At 60.8% G+C, this 18,555-nt stretch carries 10 protein-coding genes and 1 pseudogene; 6 read left to right on the forward strand and 5 right to left on the reverse strand.

Going from position 1 to position 18,555, the window contains the following annotated elements:
- Window positions 1–2: 2 nt before the first annotated feature.
- The gene (locus ACO07W_RS20995) at window positions 3–833 is read right to left on the reverse strand and encodes an oxidoreductase (protein ID WP_421845506.1); all 831 of its coding nucleotides are present in this window, start codon (window positions 831–833) and stop codon (window positions 3–5) included.
- A 187-nt stretch (window positions 834–1,020) separates the two neighbouring features.
- Here ACO07W_RS20995 and ACO07W_RS21000 point away from each other — a divergent pair, with 187 nt between their 5' ends.
- Window positions 1,021–1,569: a thioredoxin family protein gene (locus tag ACO07W_RS21000; protein ID WP_421845507.1), complete on the forward strand. Its 549-nt coding sequence runs from the start codon at window positions 1,021–1,023 to the stop codon at window positions 1,567–1,569.
- Window positions 1,570–1,602: 33 nt separating this feature from the next.
- On the opposite strand, the gene ACO07W_RS21005 is transcribed toward ACO07W_RS21000, so the two are convergent.
- Window positions 1,603–3,270 (reverse strand): PecA family PE domain-processing aspartic protease, encoded by a 1,668-nt coding sequence (locus tag ACO07W_RS21005; protein ID WP_421845508.1) that lies wholly within the window; start codon window positions 3,268–3,270, stop codon window positions 1,603–1,605.
- A 1,026-nt stretch (window positions 3,271–4,296) separates the two neighbouring features.
- On the opposite strand from ACO07W_RS21005, the gene pks2 reads away from it, so the two are divergent.
- Entirely contained in the window at window positions 4,297–10,392 is a 6,096-nt protein-coding gene (gene pks2 / locus ACO07W_RS21010) for a sulfolipid-1 biosynthesis phthioceranic/hydroxyphthioceranic acid synthase (RefSeq protein WP_421845509.1), read from the forward strand.
- Between the two features lie 173 nt (window positions 10,393–10,565).
- On the opposite strand, the gene ACO07W_RS21015 is transcribed toward pks2, so the two are convergent.
- Window positions 10,566–11,840, reverse strand: coding sequence for an IS256 family transposase (locus ACO07W_RS21015; protein ID WP_421840071.1), 1,275 nt, complete (start codon window positions 11,838–11,840; stop codon window positions 10,566–10,568).
- A gap of 148 nt (window positions 11,841–11,988) precedes the next feature.
- Between ACO07W_RS21015 and ACO07W_RS21020 the strand changes: the two genes are divergently transcribed.
- Complete coding sequence (locus ACO07W_RS21020) at window positions 11,989–12,423, forward strand: pyridoxamine 5'-phosphate oxidase family protein (protein ID WP_421845510.1); 435 nt, start codon at window positions 11,989–11,991, stop codon at window positions 12,421–12,423.
- Between the two features lie 235 nt (window positions 12,424–12,658).
- On the opposite strand, the gene ACO07W_RS21025 is transcribed toward ACO07W_RS21020, so the two are convergent.
- The gene (locus tag ACO07W_RS21025) at window positions 12,659–13,153 is read right to left on the reverse strand and encodes a hotdog fold domain-containing protein (RefSeq protein WP_421845511.1); all 495 of its coding nucleotides are present in this window, start codon (window positions 13,151–13,153) and stop codon (window positions 12,659–12,661) included.
- A 738-nt stretch (window positions 13,154–13,891) separates the two neighbouring features.
- Here ACO07W_RS21025 and ACO07W_RS21030 point away from each other — a divergent pair.
- Together ACO07W_RS21030 and ACO07W_RS21035 are read left to right on the forward strand one after the other, a co-directional pair.
- Window positions 13,892–14,167: a hypothetical protein gene (locus ACO07W_RS21030; RefSeq protein WP_421845512.1), complete on the forward strand. Its 276-nt coding sequence runs from the start codon at window positions 13,892–13,894 to the stop codon at window positions 14,165–14,167.
- Between the two features lie 411 nt (window positions 14,168–14,578).
- Window positions 14,579–15,445 (forward strand): alpha/beta fold hydrolase, encoded by an 867-nt coding sequence (locus tag ACO07W_RS21035; RefSeq protein WP_421846149.1) that lies wholly within the window; start codon window positions 14,579–14,581, stop codon window positions 15,443–15,445.
- Window positions 15,446–15,531: 86 nt separating this feature from the next.
- Here the strand turns inward: ACO07W_RS21035 and ACO07W_RS21040 are convergent.
- A pseudogene (locus ACO07W_RS21040) lies at window positions 15,532–16,376 on the reverse strand (class I SAM-dependent methyltransferase).
- Between the two features lie 670 nt (window positions 16,377–17,046).
- Between ACO07W_RS21040 and ACO07W_RS21045 the strand changes: the two are divergent.
- Complete coding sequence (locus tag ACO07W_RS21045; RefSeq protein ID WP_421841908.1) at window positions 17,047–18,513, forward strand: amino acid permease; 1,467 nt, start codon at window positions 17,047–17,049, stop codon at window positions 18,511–18,513.
- The last annotated feature ends 42 nt before the right edge of the window (window positions 18,514–18,555 follow it).

Below are 18,555 nucleotides of genomic sequence, written 5' to 3' on the forward strand. Positions count from 1 at the left end.
CCTCAGGCTGCGCGACGGATGATCCGGTCGAACATGCGGTCGCTGAGAAGCTTTCGCATGAAGATCGAGGGCTTAGCCATGAATCCGACCGCGTAGCGAGTGCGCGGCCGCTTGGCCGTTGCCGCGCTGAGGACCGCTTTGGCCACCACATCCGGCGACGACAGGTGGCTGCCCTCATAGAGACTGCGCATGGACTTCGCTGTCTCACCAGCCCTTTCGGCGTAGGCGCCCGCCCCAGAGACGCGCGCCAGGTTGTCAGCGGCGATGGTTCCCCACTCGGTCTTGATGCCACCGGGTTCTACGACAGCGACGTCGATGCCGAACGGCTCGACCTCCAGCCGCAGACAGTCCGACCAGCCTTCAAGTGCGTGCTTGGTGGCGTGGTACCAAGCCCCGAAGGGGGAATAGATCTTTCCGCCCATCGAGGAGATGTTGACGATGGCTCCCGTGCCTCGTGCACGCATGCTGGGCAACACCAGCTGGGTGATCCGTGCCAGCCCAAACATGTTGACCTCGAACTGGCGACGCGCCTCGTCGATGGCGACGTCTTCGATCGCGCCGTACGAACCGTATCCAGCGTTGTTCACCAGCACATCGATACCGCCTTCGGCATCGACGATGGCTTGCACGCATTTACGGGTGGACTCATCGTCGGTGACGTCGAGCGCGATGACGTGGATACCAACGTGCTCAAGGTCTCGCATTCGATCAACGCGGCGGGCGGCGGCGTAGACGGTGAAGCCGTTGACCGCGAGCAGTTTGGCGGTGGCCTCGCCGATGCCGGAAGAACCTCCGGTGACAAGGGCAGTGCGTTGGGAAGACGCGACAGACATGGGGACTCCTCCGCAGTTGTTGACCTACATAGTAGGACCCGGTCACGCCACGTTATTGTCTGATCGCGCTAACTGCTTGCCTGATCACGCCACTACGCGACGAATGGGCCGGCCGCACGGTGGCTTTGCCAGCTGTTTAGGCAACCGGCAGTTTTCTCCTCTAGGTACACCAATTACTCTGGCGGGCATGGCCATCGAGTCCAGCATGCTTGCCCTCGGCACTCCTGCACCGTCGTTTGAGCTGCCTCAACCAGCTACCGGCGCGACGGTCAGCCTTGACCAGCTCACCGGACCCGCGCTGGTGGTCACTTTCATCTGCAACCATTGCCCATATGTCCAGCACATCGCCGCAGGGCTAGCTGCGCTCGGCAAAGACCTCACGGATCTAGGCGTCCCGATGGTCGGTATATCGAGCAATGACGTCGTCACGTACCCGCAGGACGGCCCCGAGGAGATGGTGACCGAGGCTCGCCGACACGGCTGGGCGTTTCCCTACCTATTCGACGAAACCCAGGAAGTCGCCCGCGCCTTCTCCGCGGCGTGCACACCCGACACGTTCGTCTTCGACGGCGACCGGCGACTTGTCTACCGTGGTCAGCTCGACGATTCGCGCCCCCGAAACGACCTGCCGGTCACGGCCGCCAACGTCCGAGCGGCGGTCGACGCCGTCCTCGCCGGACGGCCGATCAACCCCGATCAGCGGCCCTCAATCGGATGCGGCATCAAGTGGCGCTGAGGCAGCGCTGACGCCAACGGCAACAAAGAAACCTCACGCTGCGTGATTAAAAACCGTGGTCCCGATACCGGCGGGGCTGTAGTCGATGTACACGGGCTGCACCGAGAAGGGCCCAAACCCGGTGTTCATCAGGCCTGATGAAATAACCGTTGGGCGGTATTCGTCGGTGTTGAATGAGTACAGCAGCGTTGCACCGTCGCTTGCGTACACCGCAATGTTTGTGCCCGCCGGCAACGTTGTGGACCCGATCACAGACGCCGGAATGGTTCCCGTCACGCCGCCTGAGTCGATAATCGACGGAACGAGGATCGCAGGGGCACCGTCTATTGATACGTACAACGTGGTAATCGGAGCTCCGACGACCTCGACTCTGGGAGTAAGCGGGTTCGGTCCGAACTCCAGCTCATTTTCCAGCGCGTTGATCAGGACACCCTGATTGAGGTCACCGGGCAACGCCTGGGTGGGAATGCTGGGCCCCGGACCCAGCGCGTTCGGCCCAATACCCAAGACCCCATCGGCGCCGGTGGACTCGAAATACGCTTCGAACGGAGTCACCAGCGGATTGGTCACAAAAGCGTCGAGGTATGCCGACAATGCGAACGGAGACGTTGGCAGGGAGAAGAGAACGACATTGACGCTCGTAGGAGCGGTGACAATGCCATTTCCGAAATCCACTGTCGTCGTATACGACGCGAAGGCATAGGTCAGCCCGCCGCTGTACGCTCCGAGGCCCAACTGGGTGGGCAGGCCCATACTGAGTATTCCGGGTAGTCCCCCGACGTCCTGGGGCAGAACAACCAAACCTTCGGAACCGGTGTCAACGATTACCGGGGTGCTTTCTCCGCCATTGACGGAGATGTGTGCTATCGGCTCCGTGACATGAAGAATCTCAAGCGGAACGGTTCTGCCGTCCGAGCCTGGCCCGCTGAGGCCGTAATTGCCGTACAACAAGCCGCCTTGGCCCCCGGCCCCGCCGCTGCCACGAATCCCGCTGTCACCGAGACCACCGGCTCCGCCAAACCCACCTGCGCCGATCAGACCCGCGGAACCACCCGCCCCGCCTGCTCCACCGGGCGCTCCGACGACGCTCGAGATGCCTCCCGGGCCGCCGGTTCCGGCATCGCCGAATAGCCAACCACCTCGCCCCCCGGCGCCGCCGGCTGCGTTGGCTCCGCCGGCTCCCCCGGAACCGCCATTGCCGATCAAGCCAGCCGCACCACCGGCCCCGCCGCCTACCCCGGAAGCCGTTTGCGAATAGCCAGCTCCACCGTTGCCATACAACAGTCCGCCAGCCCCGCCATTCGGACTCGCGGCTGTCCCGTCGGCTCCGTCCCCGATTAGCGGACGCCCAAACAACACCTGGGTCGGCGCATTGATCGCTCCGAGCACGTCTTGCTGCACGCCCTGCAAGGTCGTTGCGGCTGTTGCCTCGGCCGCCGCGTACGACCCGGCCCCGGCGCTCAGCGCCTGCGTAAACTGCTGGTGAAACGCGCTGACCTGCGAGCTAAGCGTCTGATAGTCGCGGCCAAACCCAGCAAAGAGCGCCGCCACAGCCGCCGACACCTCGTCAGCGCCGGCGACTGCCAGCGCAGTGGTCGGGACAGCAGCTGTCGCGTTCGCCGCATTGAGCGCCGAACCGATACCCTCCAAATCTGCCGTCGCCGACAGCAACAGCTCGGGCGCCACCATCAGATGTGACACGTCGCCCCTTCCGGCGCCGACCATCCACCAACTCGCGACTAAAGCGTACCCAGAAACCCTCGCCGCATCTCAGTTTGTCGATAAATCACCGAGAAGACGGACCGTCGGTAGCAGCGACTGACCGGCAGCCAGCCGCGCCGTGCCGAAAGACGATATTGTCGCTGCGACCTCCACCTCTCCGACCTACGGGTCCGCTCTAGTCGATACCGAATTACTACCCGGATACATTGTCAACGAATTTCACGCACCTACGTGTAGCAGAAACCAAACCCCGCAGACATTAAACACACTCACCCGAATTGGTACGTCATTCAACACGAAAAAACCGCCGCCCAAAATTCAATTTCCGCGATTGATTCACACCACTGGAGGCAACAAAAAATTTTGAGTCATCAAGGCGGTCCAATATTATTGCATCGCAAAAATAATACCCCTTAAATCCATAGGTCGTCAAATTAGTGCAGACCTCAACTATTTGAACGCTATCCAATGACTTTCTCATAGAGGTTCGAAAGAGTCGTAATATGTGTCCGCGAAAAGTAGAATGGTGACTATTTACCAGAAGGCGATACACACGGTCGGCGCCTCCCGGTCAAATCTGCTAAGCATTTTCCAATATACACTACCGGCCCCTCCGGGCGGCACAAACGAATAATAGCGGAAAACCTTCGCGACCACTTTAATTATTGATCCTGTCACAAGAAATAATGCTCGATCAAAGCGGTACTCGTGATACAGGCCTGCCACATCGTAATGAACCCCACATTCCGCCGCGGCGGAGTTACCCCATACAAGACTGGGAGAGAAATACAAACTGTCAGCAAATCAATCGAAACAAGAATACCTTTTGCGCCCCAACAGGTGCCGACACCAACCGCACAGCCAAAGCCTTTGTAGATGCCACCGACTTAACCGCTAACATCACAGATGGCTGCATCCAGGAAACCACCAGCTGGCCTGATCAGCTGGCCGCCTACCACCAAACAAAGCACCTTCACCGCCGACCTCTGCTAAATCGCGCCCCACATGAACCTTTGTTACAATCGGCATTGTCATCTTAACGATATATCGCATGGCGCCCATGCGGGTGGGGTCGATGCGGCTACAGGGGGTTCGGTGTCGGATACGGCGGTCATTGGCATGTCGTGTCGCCTACCGGGTGGAATTGCGTCATCGATGCAATTATGGGAGGCGTTACTCTCGGGTCGGAATTATGTCAGAGAATTCCCATCCGAGCGCTTGGATGAAAACACATTTTTCAACCCCGGACCTGCTTCGGCCGGTCGAACACAGTCGAGCTGGGGTGCCTTTCTAGACGATGTCAGCGGTTTTGACGCCGATTTCTTTGGCCTATCAACGAGGGAAGCAGAAGCGATCGATCCGCAACACCGCCTACTAATGGAAGCATCGTTTGATGCCATTGAGCACGCCGGTATCGACCCAGCAACATTGCGTGAATCAAACACCGGCGTTTTCATTGGCATCGCCCATTCTGACGGTGAAATTCCGCGCATTTTCAACGCAGCAGAAAGATCTCCGTATTCGTTTGGGGTGACATCGACCAGTTTTGCTTCAAGTGGAATTTCACGCACCTTGAACCTGCATGGTCCGGCAGTAACGATTGATACCGCGTGCTCATCCGGCCTGGTGGCGATACACCAAGCGCGCCAAAGTCTTCATCTCGGGGAAAGCGACCTCGCCATAGCTGGCGGTGTGTCGATCACGTTAGATCCGCAGCCAGCCTCAGCCGGATCGACCGAAGGAATCCTGTCGCCCACCGGGCGCTGCCAGGCGTTCGATGTTGGCGCGGACGGCTTCACCGTCGGCGAAGCATGTGTTGTCTTTGTGCTGAAACAACTGGACGCAGCGCTAGCTGATGGTGATCGCGTTTTGGCGGTCATCAAGGGATCCGCGACCAATAATGACGGGCACACATCGCATATTCCCGCTCCATCCGGCCAGGCGCAACAACAGGTGGCGCTGCAAGCTCTGGCCGCGGCCAACATGGCCCCGGACAGCATCGGATTCGTTGAGGCGCACGGTACAGGCACACCGGTTGGCGATCCGATCGAGTACGCCAGCCTCGCCACCGTCTATGGAAGGCAGTCCTCGTGCGTGTTGGGTTCGGTAAAAACCAACTTTGGGCATACCCAGAGCGCCGCGGGACCGCTGGGCTTATTGAAAACAATCCTGTCGCTGCAGCACGGCGTGGTTCCCGCCAATCTCCACTTCACACGCCTACCCGATGGGATCGCCCAGCTTGACACGAAACTTTTTGTGCCGCAGCACAATACAAAATGGCCAGCAAAGTCATCTAACACAACTCGACGAGCCGCCGTCTGCTGTTACAGCTTGTCCGGCACCAATGCGCATCTCATCGTCGAACAAGCACCTCGCACTGCAACTGCCTCGCCGGTAGAAAAGCAGCGCTCCAACGGAGCATCGTTGCTTTTCCCCGTCAGCGCCAACTCAGATGATCAGTTGCGCGCGCAGTGCGCGAAGCTCGCGGATTGGATTGACACCGAGCCCGGGACATCGATCCACGACATAGGCCATACATTGGCGCGTCGGCGCCACCACCGCACAGTACGAACGGTCATCGAAGCGCGCGATCGTGGCGAGCTGTCTGCCGGATTGCAGCTAGCGGCCAGCGATGTCCACCACTCGACGGTAGTCACCCCCCAGAAGCATGGCCCGGTCTGGATTTTCTCGGGCCAGAGTTCCCAGCGACCGGATGTGACATCAGAACTCCTGGCCCGTGAACCGATTTTCGCAGAAACCATAGGGGAACTCGAACACTTGATTTGGGCGGAATCCTCTTTCTCCGTCACCCAGCAGTTAACGACAGTCTCACCATCCAGCAGAACCGAGCTGGTCCAACCAACCGTATTCGCGTTCCAAGTTGCGCTCGCAAAAACGATGTCCGCAACCTACGGGATAAAAGCGGGCGCAGTGATCGGGCATTCGTTGGGTGAAGTAGCTGCTGCTGTTGTCGCTGGCGGCCTGTCACTGCAAGACGGTGTTCGCGTTGTGTGTCGCCGTTCCCGACTGATGTCGATGGTTGCTGGTAGCGGCGCTATGGCAGCTGTCGGGCTACCGGCGCAACAAGTACTCGCAGACATAGCTTCACGCGGAATCGACAACGTTGACGTCGCCGTCGTGGCAGCACCGTCCTCGACTGTTGTCAGCGGTGACCGCCAACGCGTACAACACCTCGTCGAGTACTGGACTCAACAAGGTTGGTTGGCAAACGTGGTGGCCGTAGACGCCGCACCACACTCACCGCAAGTTGTCCCGATCCTCGAATTGCTAACCGAAGAACTCGCCGATATCGCCCCCCGATCCCCCGAAATTCCCTATTTCTCCACCACACTGTTCGATCCCTGCGAACACGCCCACTTCGACGCCGCCTACTGGCGCAATAACCTTCGGCATACCGTACGCTTCTCCAACGCCGTGGAAGACGCACTCGGAGCCGGCTTCAGGGTGTTCGGAGAACTCTCCACGAACCCGCTTCTCGCTCCCGCGGTGAACCACAACGCGGCAAGCCTGGATATAGCTTCTTTCTGCGTACTGCTTGCGCTGCCAGAAAACCACGCACTCGCCAACGGCCTGGCCGGATTCGCGGCCGCACTGTATAAGAACGGCGCGACCGTCGACTTCAGCGCACACTATCCGGTCGATAGGCAACTGGTCGATGTGCCCCAACCAGCTTGGTCACACCGCCGAATACCGCTCAAGCGGGAAACCGGTCAGCAACGTCGCTCCGGTCATGCTCATGCGCTCCATCCGCTGCTCGGCGTCCACATCCACCTACGGGAGGAACCTGAACGGCACCTGTGGCAAGCCGAAATGGGATCCGCCTTCCTGCCGCGGCAATGGCTGCAGGATCACCAGGTCCATGGTGTTCCGGTTTTCCCGGCCTCCGCCTACGCGGAAATGGCCCTGGCAGCCGCCGGAATCGTTGTTGGCGATAGCAGTGAGGTCACAGACCTGCGGTTTGAGCAACCGCTCGTCGTCGATGAGCGGCAGCACCTGTCTACAGAAGCAATGTCCTCCGAGACAGGTCGCCACTTTTTCCGAGTCCACACCGCCCGGGGAGGCGAGAATGTGGTGCACGCCAGCGCAGTCCTGCAAGCGGCGAAAGACTCAGATCACCGGCCCGAACCGTACGATCTGGCGACGCTACGCATCAACCACCCTTTGGTCATCGATCTCGATTACATGCAGGCGAAGTTCCGCGCGGTCGGAATCGACTACGGACCTTCTTTTCGCGGACTCACCGAATTGCGATTCAGCGATAATGCCGCCGATACTCACCTGTCTACCTTACTTGCGGCGATACAAGCCACTACGATCATCGACCGCACCCAAAAGTCTTACGTCATCCATCCGGCGCTGCTGGATGCGTGTTTCCAATCGAGCCTTGCGACCCCTGAAACGAAAAAGTGGGGCGACGACAGCCTTCTCCTTCTTCCCGTCCACATCGCCCGAATACGGCGATACGACGACCTCGCCAAAGCCCGGCAGTGCTTCACCCAGGTCAAACAATGCACCGCCGAAGAAATCGTGGTCGACGTGGACGTTCTCGATGATTCAGGTGCAGTTTTGCTCCGCGTTTCCGATTTGAGATTCCGCGCTACCAGTTCGCAGACCGAGCTGGCAACACACACGATGAATAGTCGTCTGCTCAGCATCGAATGGGTACAGAAAAGCCTTTCCAGCCCGCAGGACGGCCATCCTGGCGCGTGGCTTCTGCTCGCCTCAGACTCCGGTTCAGAGATTGCCGCCGCCGGACTAGGAGCTTCCCTTCAGGAATGCGGCGCCCGCTGGCAAACCCTGACGATTCCAACGGATGACGATACCGCCACCGACGAATACACGGCGATGGCTGGACTTCACTCGGCACTAACCATGTTCGGTGATTCCCGCGGTACGTCCGGTGTTGTTGTTGTCGTCGGCCGCAACGACAACAACAGAGAATCCACAGTCAGCAAACACGTGAAATGGGTTACTCGCATTGCGCGAGCTGTCGCGGAATACAAGGACACCGTCCCGCGGCTGTTTGTCTACACAAGAAACGCCGCCGTTGTCGATGGTGACACACCGAATCTTGCCCACGCTGGTCTGCGTGGATTGCTACGCGCTATCGATGCCGAACATCCGCAACTAGCCACGACCTGGATCGATGTTGATATGGTCACCGGCTGGGGCCAGATCGCTCCACAGATCCTCCTCGGCGGCGATGAGGATGAAATCGCGTGGCGCGACGGTAAGTGGTGGTGTGCCAGGTTGCGGCCAGCCCCGCTGACAGCAGCGGATCGACGCCACACGCTGGCCGATAACGCCAGCGAAGGCTGGCGTATGCGAGTCAGCAACGCGGGCGACCCCGACACAGTGGAAGTAGTCGCCTCGCCGCGCCAGACTCCGAAGCCTGGCCATGTCGAAGTACGAGTCGAGGCATCGTCGATGAATTTCGTTGACGTGTTGGTCGCACGCGGTCGGTATCGGTCATTCGGCAACCACCAACAACAGCTGGGACTGGACTTTGCCGGAACGATCACCGCGGTTGGTGCCGACGTTGTCGAACATCGTGTCGGCGACCGGGTAGCGGGGATCTCGCAACACGGATGCTGGGGAAATTTCGTGATCGCCGACAGCGCGCACACCATCGCTGTGCCCCCGCACATCGCCTTGTCGGACGCCGCGGCACTGCCCTGCGCGACTGCGACCGCCTGGTACAGCCTGCACAATCTGGCCAGGATTGCGCCCGGCGACAAGGTGCTAATCCACGCAGGTGCCGGCGGGGTGGGCCAGGCGGCAATAGCGGTCGCCCGCGCCGCCGGTGCCGACATATACGCCACTGCCGGCAGCGAGAAACGACGCGCTGCGCTACGCGAACAAGGCATCGCCCATGTGTACGACTCCGGCACGACCGAATTCGCCGAACAGATCCGCGCCGACACCAACGGATACGGCATCGACATCGTTATCAACAGCCTTCCGGGTGCCGCGCAGCGAGCTAGCATCGACCTGTTGGCTCTCGGCGGCCGGTTTGTTGAACTTGGCAAAGATGACATAGACCGCGACCACCGGATCGGCCTGGCCCCCTTCAAACGCAACCTGTCGCTGTTCGCGGTGGATTTCAGCCTGCTTACGCGCAGCCATCCGCATGTGTTAAACCAACTGCTGCGCAATGTTTTTGATGGTGTAGCCGCTGGCGACCTCACACTGCCGCCGATCAACCACAGACCGATAGATGATGCAGCTGCCGCATTGCGCCGCGACACCGATGACGAACACGTCGGCAAAATCGTCTTCAACATCGACCAGTCCGGCGCCACGGCTGCGGTAATCCCGCCAGAACAAGCCCAGACATTCCGCGCGGACGGCGCTTACATTGTCAGCGGCGGCTTGAGGGGTCTGGGCCTGTTTATCGCTGGCAAGATGGCCGACGCCGGGGCAGGCCGGATCGTTCTCAACGCCCGCTCCATGCCCGATCAAAAGGCCGCTGAGACAATAGAAATGATTCGTTCGCTCGGCTGCGACGTGGTAGTGGAATGCGGGGACATCGCCCAACCTGAAACCGCGCGGCGATTAGTGGCCGCTGCCACGGCCACCGGCCTCAGCGTGCGTGGTGTGCTGCACGCTGCCGCAATAGTCGACGACGCGACCTTGGTCAGAACTACCGACGAACTCATCGAGCGGGTGTGGGCACCCAAAGTCACCGGTGCCTGGCATCTGCATGAGGCTTGCACCGGACACGACTTGGACTGGTTCTGCATGTTCTCGTCCACAGCTGCGCTGGTCGGTTCGCCGGGCCAAGTCGCCCACGCAGCGGCCAATAGTTGGCTCGACGCGTTCGCCCATTGGCGAAGAGCCCTCAACTTACCGGCGAACTGCGTCGCCTGGGCAGAGTGGGCCGAGGTGGGTCGCTCAACCGCCTTCGCTGAACAAGCCGGCGCAGCAATCAACCCGGACGAAGGCTTCCATGTCCTGTCCGCGTTGTTGGCGCGCGACCGCGCCTACAGTGGCTATGCGCCGATACGGGAACTGCCGCGGCTAAAAGCGTTGGCCCAGCGCAGCCGGTTCGCCGAGGCCTTCCAGGACGCTAGGACTTGACTGCGGGGTGAGACCGCTTCGTCTTGGAGTGTTTTGCGGGAAAACGAGATAATCGACGTCGGGCCAATCCAACGTCGCTGTCGACCATCACAGCTCGCCCCGCCCGCAACTCCCCACGGGTGGCGTCTTAGGACTGGTGTAAAAACGCTGGGCGCATGTTCCTGGTGGTCATGTTACGCGGCGGTGGTGTCGGTCGTGGTTGTTGTGGTGGGGGGATGCAGTGGGCGGGGTGGCTCGAGCAGTTGGTGGCGTAGTTCTTGGAGGTGGCGGCTGGTCGCTGATGTTTGGGTGACTCCGCGCCAGCCGCGGCTGGCGCGGTCGAGGACGGCCCATACCAGCGACAGACAGCTGGTTTCGCCGGGTAGGCGGCCGATGACCTTGACCCGGCGACGGGATTCTCCGAAGGTGCGTTCGATGAGGTTGGAATGGCGGATGCGTGTCCAGTGTTGGCGGGGGAAGCGCAAATGCACGCTCAGCGAGGCGAAGTCGTTGGCCAGGCAAGCGACCGCGGCTGGGTAGAGCCCGCGGTATGTGGTGGTGAACTCCTCGGCGCGGCGGGTGGCTTCATCCACGGCCTGCTGGCCGGGTGGCTGGTCAATGTCATCGAAGATCGACCAGAACGCGGCTTTGATCTCGTCCTGGACCGCGACAGGTGTCTTGGCGATGACGTTACGGCAGCGATGGATCAGACACCGCTGACGCAGGCTTGCCGGAAACGTGGTCTCCCATGCGGCGATCAGGCCCGGCGCCCCGTCGGAGATGCCCAGTAGCGGCGGGCGTAGTCCCCGGTTCCTCAGGTCAGCCAAGAAGTCGGCCCACGCATCAGCCGACTCCGCTGCGGCTGGGGCCAGCCCAATAAACAGGGGCTTGCCGTCGGTGCAGATGCCCCAGGCGGCCAGCACCGGCTCGGCCGGGGCGTTGGGATGCATCCGAAAGTTCGAGGCATCCAAGAACAGGTAGTCCAACACCAGCTCATCAAGGCGTCGAGACGACCACGCAGCGAACTCGTCTTTGATGGCCGCACAAATCCGGCTCACCGTCGAGCGCGACAACGCCGCCTGCGAGCCCAGCACCTCGGCCAACGCGGCCTCGATGTCGCGATCCGACAAACCGCGCACCCATCCCGAAATCACCAACGCCTCCAGAGCGTGGGTGCGCGTCACCCCGGCACCGAATAGCCGCGAACAGAACCGCTCGTCGGTGTCGCGTAGTTTCGGGCGGCATAATTCGACCGAGCCCATCGTGGTCTTCACCGTCGCCGGCGGTTGATACCCATTGCGGTACCCGCCCGGGCCGTCCTGAACCCGACGCTGGTGACGGGCTCGGCCCAACACTGCTTCTACCTCGGCCTCCACGGCGACCTGAAACACCAGACGCACCGATAACCGCCCGACCTCCTCCAAAATCTCGGTCAACGGCCGCTCGGTCGCGGCGAACAACTGATCCATCTCAACACGCACACGCTCAATCGGCGATACTCGCTTGGTCACGGGCGTAGCCCCTCCTTCATAGCTTTCGTCGGTTGCGACGGAACCTACGCCCGTGACCATTTACACCAGCGATGAGACGCGACCTCCCCACGCGTTAGGCTGAAGCATGTCCGCAGATCACGACCCGGTTGCCGCGCTCAACGAAGACGAGAGTTGGAGCCTGCTATCAAGTGTGCGATTAGGGCGATTGGTCACAATCCTAGGCGGACAACCCGAAGTCTTCCCGGTTAACTTTGCCGTCCAGCGTCGGACAGTACTGTTCCGAACCGCTCAGGGCACCAAACTGTTTAGCGCCGTGATGAACGATCGAGTAGCTTTCGAAGCCGACAACCATACGGTCGACGAGGGCTGGAGTGTTGTCATCAAAGGCCGCGCGCATGTCTTGTCGGCCACCGACGAAATACTAGAAGCTCAAGATACGGAATTACTGCCGATGGTAAAGACGTTGAAGCCACTCTACGTGCGGGTGGTTGCTCTGGAGATCACCGGCCGGCGGTTCAAGTTCGGTCCCGAGCCGGATCGCGAATCCACCTTCGCCTAGCGTCTGCTGGCCTGCGCGAATGTGCTGCCAATGTGGTCCCCGCTCGATGTGAACGCTTCTCGAAACCAACCGGCCGAAGTACAGCGCTAGCCATTTCCGATACCGCCCGCCGCAGAAGACACAACGGGGCCCGATTGCGCCGCTCCCACGGGGTTGTCATTGGGTTACGTTGGATCGTTCGGCCATTGCGGTCGCAGTTCGACGAGCGTTTTGACGACGTCGCTCGACACTGAACTCACTTTCTGGGCGAGACATGCATGCTGATACGGGCACGCACAGCAACTGTGCCGTCGGCGGTGTGAACGTCGACTGGCACCACGAGGGTGAATGGCTGGTCGCCGAAGTCGGGGACCTCTTCAAGCAGGGCGACGGCACGCATGTCGGTGGCCGCCTTCGCAAGGTATTCCACAGTCATGCCCGCCGGAATCCAGCGGTGCGTCGACGGAATCGTGGCTTCGGTCATCAGCCCGCCGGCCAGTTCAGCGAGGTTGCACGAGGCGATGGCGTGATACGTGCCGAGGTGATTGTGGCTGCTACGCCGATTGGGAGCAGTGACCTCACAGCGCCCCGGCTCCAGCGCGGTAACCGTGGGGTGAACGCTGCGAAAGTACGGCACTTTCCAACACACAGCCTGGCTGAACAGCCAACGACCGCCCGGCAGCTGGGCCAGCGTGTTCCAGATCCTGAGATTTTGGCCGCGGGAAACAGTTCTTGTCGTGGCTTCAGGCATAGGTATCTGCTTTCTGATCGTTGGTGGTGAGCGCCATCACTGGGCTTTTGTACCGGACCGGACCGCCGCCCTGTTACGCGGACCTGGTCATTAGTGAACCCGACTCGGTGAGCGAGATCTTTTTTATCCAATCGGCCCCAACCGCACCGATGCGCAAAATGAGCACGGCATATTGTGACTCACCAGCCCGACGCGGCTGAACGTCGGCTACTCCGGCGGGCAGGCGACACTCCCCGCCGGCAATCCCGGAAGCCGCGAATACTCGGCCTCACCCGCAACACACTCGACGCCCAAGAGCTGGCATGAGGCGCGGCGACGGTTCGCAGATAACGGTATTGCCCGCACGGACCACGCCCCCTGGTAAGTGTCGCCCAAGGCGAGCGAACCCAAGACACCGACCCACCCGAACTGCGCGTCTTCTGCCGAAACGATCTCCGGACACGACGAACGACAATCGACACAATCAAACTGACTACAAACGTGCCGAGCGTTCGCTTCGCTCGCCTTCGCCACACCGACGAACTCGAGCCCGCACTGCGGCCTATCTGGTAGCCAACCCACAGTGCCATCGTCAGCGCGCAGATAATCGCAGCCGGCGCCATGAAGATAAGCGTGCTTCGCGGCCATCGCAGGCAGGTTACGGGTGAGACAAACCTCGGCCACTAAGTGGGCAAATTCGGCGTCACCGCCGCTCTTAGGCCACCCAAGTCGACTACGCGAAAATCATAGAGCAACGCGATGACTGCCGGGAAACAGGAGATCGCTCTGCTTCCCGGCAGGTTCTCATCGGCGCTGGGCTGCCGAAGTCGGTGGGCTTCAGGCTGGGGCTTCGACGCTATGACACAGGCTGAGGCCAGGAGCAGAAGCCATGCCGACGTCCGCACCGGCAGTGGCCGCACGCTGCTGAGCCAGAAACGCCGGATGACGGAGCATGTCTTGCTTGCGTTGCTGTTCCCGGCGCTGGGCAGCGGCCCACACCGGGTGCGATTCAAGGGAAATCACGGTCGCTTCTGATGTATTTGCACTATTTGCCACGCTGGTGAACTCCTCTCAGAGTCGTTCTGTTCAGCTGTGCTCCCTGGTTAGCAAACCCGCGAAGCTGCTGGTTTTTCGCTTTGGCAAATTCCATGATGCCCAGCCGACCCGTGAACATGGTGAGCCGTAGCCGTGAGTTTGCTGTGAATACAAGGGGGGATTCGTGGCTCGGTGTATGGTGCGTCACCGAACCGCTACCGCGCTGCCCGTCGGGCGCCATTGAGCATCGCCGACGTGAGACCAACCACAGTATTGCTGGCAGGTAACCGACTGGGACGTAGGGTGCGTACCGTCAGCAGTGTGCTGCCCCTATCAGCGATGCGCGACGTCGGGGATGCTCTGCAGCCTACTTGACTGTGCCCTACCGCCAACTGGATGAAACGGTTGCCCATGAACGATGTGACATACCTAGAGCTGCACGGAGAACGCATCGCCTATCGCGATGCCGGCAACGGCCACACGCTGCTGCTGGTTCACGGGATGGCCGGTAGTTCGAGCACCTGGCAGGCCATCATCCCGCGGCTGGCCAAGAGCTACCGAGTGGTCGCTCCGGACCTGCTGGGCCACGGTGAATCCGCGAAGCCGCGCGGCGACTACTCGCTGGGTGCTTTTGCGGCGTGGCTGCGCGATCTCCTCGACAAACTCGGGATAGACAAGGCAACGGTGATCGGCCAATCCCTGGGCGGCGGTATCGCGATGCAGTTCGCTTACCAGCATCCGGACTACTGCGAACGATTGGTCCTGATCGGCAGCGGCGGCCTAGGCCCTGACCTCAGTCCGGTACTGCGGTTGCTGTCTGCCCCCGGCGCCGAGTTCGTGCTTCCGATCGTCGCACCGCAACCGGTGTTGAACCTGGGTAACAAGCTTAGATCGTGGCTGACTTCTGCGGGCATTCGAGCGCCAAGCGCAGGTCAAATGTGGCAGGCGTACTCTTCGTTGTCGGATGCGCAAACCCGCGCGGCGTTCTTGCGAACGTTGCGGTCAGTGGTCGACTACCGTGGCCAATCAGTTAGCGCATTAAACAAACTTCATGTCGCAGCCGATCTGCCCGCGCTACTGATCTGGGGCGATAACGACCGGATCATTCCGGTCTCGCACGCCTACGCCGCCCACGAGGCAGTGCCAGGCAGTCGCCTCGAAATTCTTGAGGGCGTCGGACACTTTGCGCATGTCGAGGAGCCAGCGGCGGTAGCCGACATCGTGGAGCACTTCATCGCCTCCACGACGACTCGGGCCAGCCTGACAATGCTGTCCTGATCACTCCGACCGCTGCCTGGGCTAGCGGCCCATATCTGGACGCGGGGCAAGCTGACGGTCTGGTGAAACAACCGCTACCGCCCAGTTCACGACACAAGCAAAGCAACCCCACTCCAAGGCCGGCTACCAGGGCAACGTGGATCGGGCTGGGGCAGCAAAGCGGCCAGGCGCATAGACCACGATAAGCGACGGAACCGTCGCGCTGCCACAAGCAGGGATTCCACCTCGACGGTACGCCAGCCAAGATCTTCGAAGAAGGCCAGCCCGTTGTCGGGCGCGAAGGAAAAGGGCGCATTCTCCCCAATGCCGGACACCGTCTTGTTCATAACCTTCTTCAGGCCCGGACCCGCGAAGTCAAGCATCCACCAAGCCACCTCGGGCCGCTTGATCGAGTGCGAGAGCGCCACCACATCGCGGTCCTCGAGATACATCAACAGCCCTTCGGTGAGCACCAGCGCTTTGGCAGCACCGGCGAGCGCGTCATCTAAGAAGGCACCGCGGGCACGCGCGTCTGAGAGGTCGACCGCGGTACGGGTTAACTCGCATCGTGGTTCCTCGGCGGCCAGCAGCTTCGTTTTTTCCGCGAGCAACCCCGGCAAATCCGCTTCCACCCACGTGAACCCGGCCGGAAGAGCCAAGCGGTACGGTCGGGTGTCCAAGCCGGCAGCCAGATTCAATATTCGGTCACAGCCGTCGGCTATAGCCTGGGCGATAGCGTCATCAATGATCTTGGTGCGCGCAACTAGCCACCAACCGTTACGGGTCACCGTGGAAGCCGTGCGACGATAGCGCGGCCCTTTGCCCCCGCGAGACGTTCGGCTAGTGGATCCTCAAATAGAGCATCCTGACGTGCGGACTCGGTTGCCCGATGCAAAGCTGTCCAACGAGCGGTATCGGAAACATGGTCTATGACGTGCTCGGTTCCAGACATACCTGCGTTATAGCATCCGCCAAGGCGTGTGGCTCTCTTAGCGTTGCTGACCCGCGGCCACCGCAATAGGAATACTGCTCGACGACAAGAGGGGCGGCAGCCCGCGGTCGAAAAGTCCGCATAAATGCCACGGTTGGCGATGGCAGCCTGCGACCTTCGAGGAACGTTGCCACGCGTGTTCTCGGTGACGATCGAAGACGTGTCCTTATATTCGCAATCACGCAGCGATAGCCACCGGGTGCGTCGAGTATGGTGAGTTGCGCGTCGGTGACTGTGGTCCGAATCAACGGCGCATCCGGCGTCAGCGTCGACGCCATCGACACGTTCCGGAAGCGCTAGGACACGGCTGCAGCCAGCAAAGATGTTGGCCTCTTCTGTCTCGACGCTAACCAGAATCGATCTGGCGGCCGGAGCAGTGCTCATCTCGAAGGCCAACCTACTTGGCTTCGCGAAGCTGACACGGCCAGTTGAACGCGATTTGGCCTAACAGCGGTATGTTCGACCACCGATGTAAATGATCGCCAGCGTATGACCAGTTCTGCACGAGAAGTTCGAAAGGCGTACCTGTGAAAAGAGCGGCCTGGCCGATGAAGCAACGCCGAGTAGCACCCGTCCGCGGTTATGGCGATCGCGCCCAACCGACGCTTTGTCGCCGATAAGGACGCCACTCATGTCAAGCGATGTCGCTGCCGCCGCTTCTGATTCTGATTCTGCTGCTGGGCAAGAGGTCCCGCATCTACATCGGGGCCTTGCTAACCGCCACATTCAGTTGATCGCAATCGGAGGCGCGATCGGCACCGGCTTATTCATGGGATCAGGACGAACGATCTCGCTAGCCGGCCCAGCAATCCTGCTGGTCTACGCGATCATCGGCTTCTTCATGTTCTTCGTACTACGCGCCATGGGCGAACTACTCCTGTCAAACCTCAACTACAAATCCTTCGTCGACTTCACCTCCGACCTCCTCGGCCCCGCCGCAGGCTTCTTCATCGGATGGTCCTACTGGTTCGCATGGGTAGTCACCGGCATCGCCGACATCGTCGCCATCACCGGATACTCCAAATTCTGGTGGCCCCACATACCAACCTGGCTACCCGCCCTGGTCACCGTCACCTTGATCCTGGCGTTCAACCTCTTCAACGTCCGAAACTTCGGCGAAATCGAATTCTGGTTCGCCCTAATCAAAATCGCCGCAATCCTATGCCTCATCCTGGTCGGCGCCGGCCTGGTAGCCACCCACTTCGTCTCCCCCCACGGCAACCAAGCCACCATCGAAAACCTCTGGAACGACGGCGGATTCTTCGCAACCGGATTCACCGGCATGGTCAGCGGCTTCCAAATCGCCTTCTTCGCATTCGTCGGCGTCGAACTCGTCGGCACCGCCGCAGCCGAAACCAAAAACCCACGACGCACCCTGCCCCGCGCCATCGACGCCATCCCCCTACGCGTGGTCATCTTCTACATCGGCGCCCTACTAGCCATCCTCACCGTCGTACCCTGGCGCCAAATCTCCAGCGACAAATCCCCCTTCGTGGCCATGTTCTCCCTCGCCGGACTCACCGTGGCAGCATCAGTGGTCAACTTCGTCGTCGTCACCTCAGCAACCTCCTCAGCCAACTCCGGAGTCTTCTCCACCGGACGAATGCTCTTCGGCCTCGCCGACGAAGGCAGCGCACTAGCAACATTTCGCCGACTCAACCGCGGCGGCGTACCCGCACCAGCACTCCTGTTCACCGCCGCCCTACTCCTCACCTCCATCCCCCTGCTCTACACCGGCGGCTCCATCATCGGCGCCTTCACCCTCATCACCACCTTGTCCTCACTACTATTCATGTTCGTCTGGACCCTAATCATCATCAGCTACCTCACCTACCGCCGCCGACACCCACACCGCCACACCACATCCACCTACAAAATGCCCGGCGGCCCCACCATGTGCTGGACCGTGCTCACCTTCTTCGCCTTCGTCATCTGGACACTGACCACCAAACCCCAAACCGCCATCGCCCTAGCCTGCTTCCCCCTCTGGTTCCTGCTCCTCACCACCGGCTGGCTCATCGTCAAACGCCGACCAGGCCGCGCCGAGCAATACCGCCTCTTCCAAGCCGAAATGAACCAACCCACCACCGACGACTAAACCAACACACCAAACCAAGAAACCCCCTCCGGCGCGCGCCGA

Origin of the sequence: Mycobacterium sp. (assembly GCF_965230835.1) — a bacterium.
Classification (GTDB): Bacteria; Actinomycetota; Actinomycetes; order Mycobacteriales; family Mycobacteriaceae; genus Mycobacterium.

Excerpts from the sequence above, each read along its gene's own strand:
- ACO07W_RS20995 (WP_421845506.1), bottom strand. The coding sequence starts at position 833 with ATGTCTGTCGCGTCTTCCCAACGCACTGCCCTTGTCACCGGAGGTTCT.
- ACO07W_RS21000 (WP_421845507.1), top strand. The coding sequence starts at position 1,021 with ATGGCCATCGAGTCCAGCATGCTTGCCCTCGGCACTCCTGCACCGTCG.
- pks2 (WP_421845509.1), top strand. The coding sequence starts at position 4,297 with ATGAACCTTTGTTACAATCGGCATTGTCATCTTAACGATATATCGCAT.
- ACO07W_RS21015 (WP_421840071.1), bottom strand. The coding sequence starts at position 11,840 with ATGGATCAGTTGTTCGCCGCGACCGAGCGGCCGTTGACCGAGATTTTG.
- ACO07W_RS21020 (WP_421845510.1), top strand. The coding sequence starts at position 11,989 with ATGTCCGCAGATCACGACCCGGTTGCCGCGCTCAACGAAGACGAGAGT.
- ACO07W_RS21025 (WP_421845511.1), bottom strand. The coding sequence starts at position 13,153 with ATGCCTGAAGCCACGACAAGAACTGTTTCCCGCGGCCAAAATCTCAGG.
- ACO07W_RS21030 (WP_421845512.1), top strand. The coding sequence starts at position 13,892 with ATGACTGCCGGGAAACAGGAGATCGCTCTGCTTCCCGGCAGGTTCTCA.
- ACO07W_RS21035 (WP_421846149.1), top strand. The coding sequence starts at position 14,579 with ATGAACGATGTGACATACCTAGAGCTGCACGGAGAACGCATCGCCTAT.
- ACO07W_RS21045 (WP_421841908.1), top strand. The coding sequence starts at position 17,047 with ATGTCAAGCGATGTCGCTGCCGCCGCTTCTGATTCTGATTCTGCTGCT.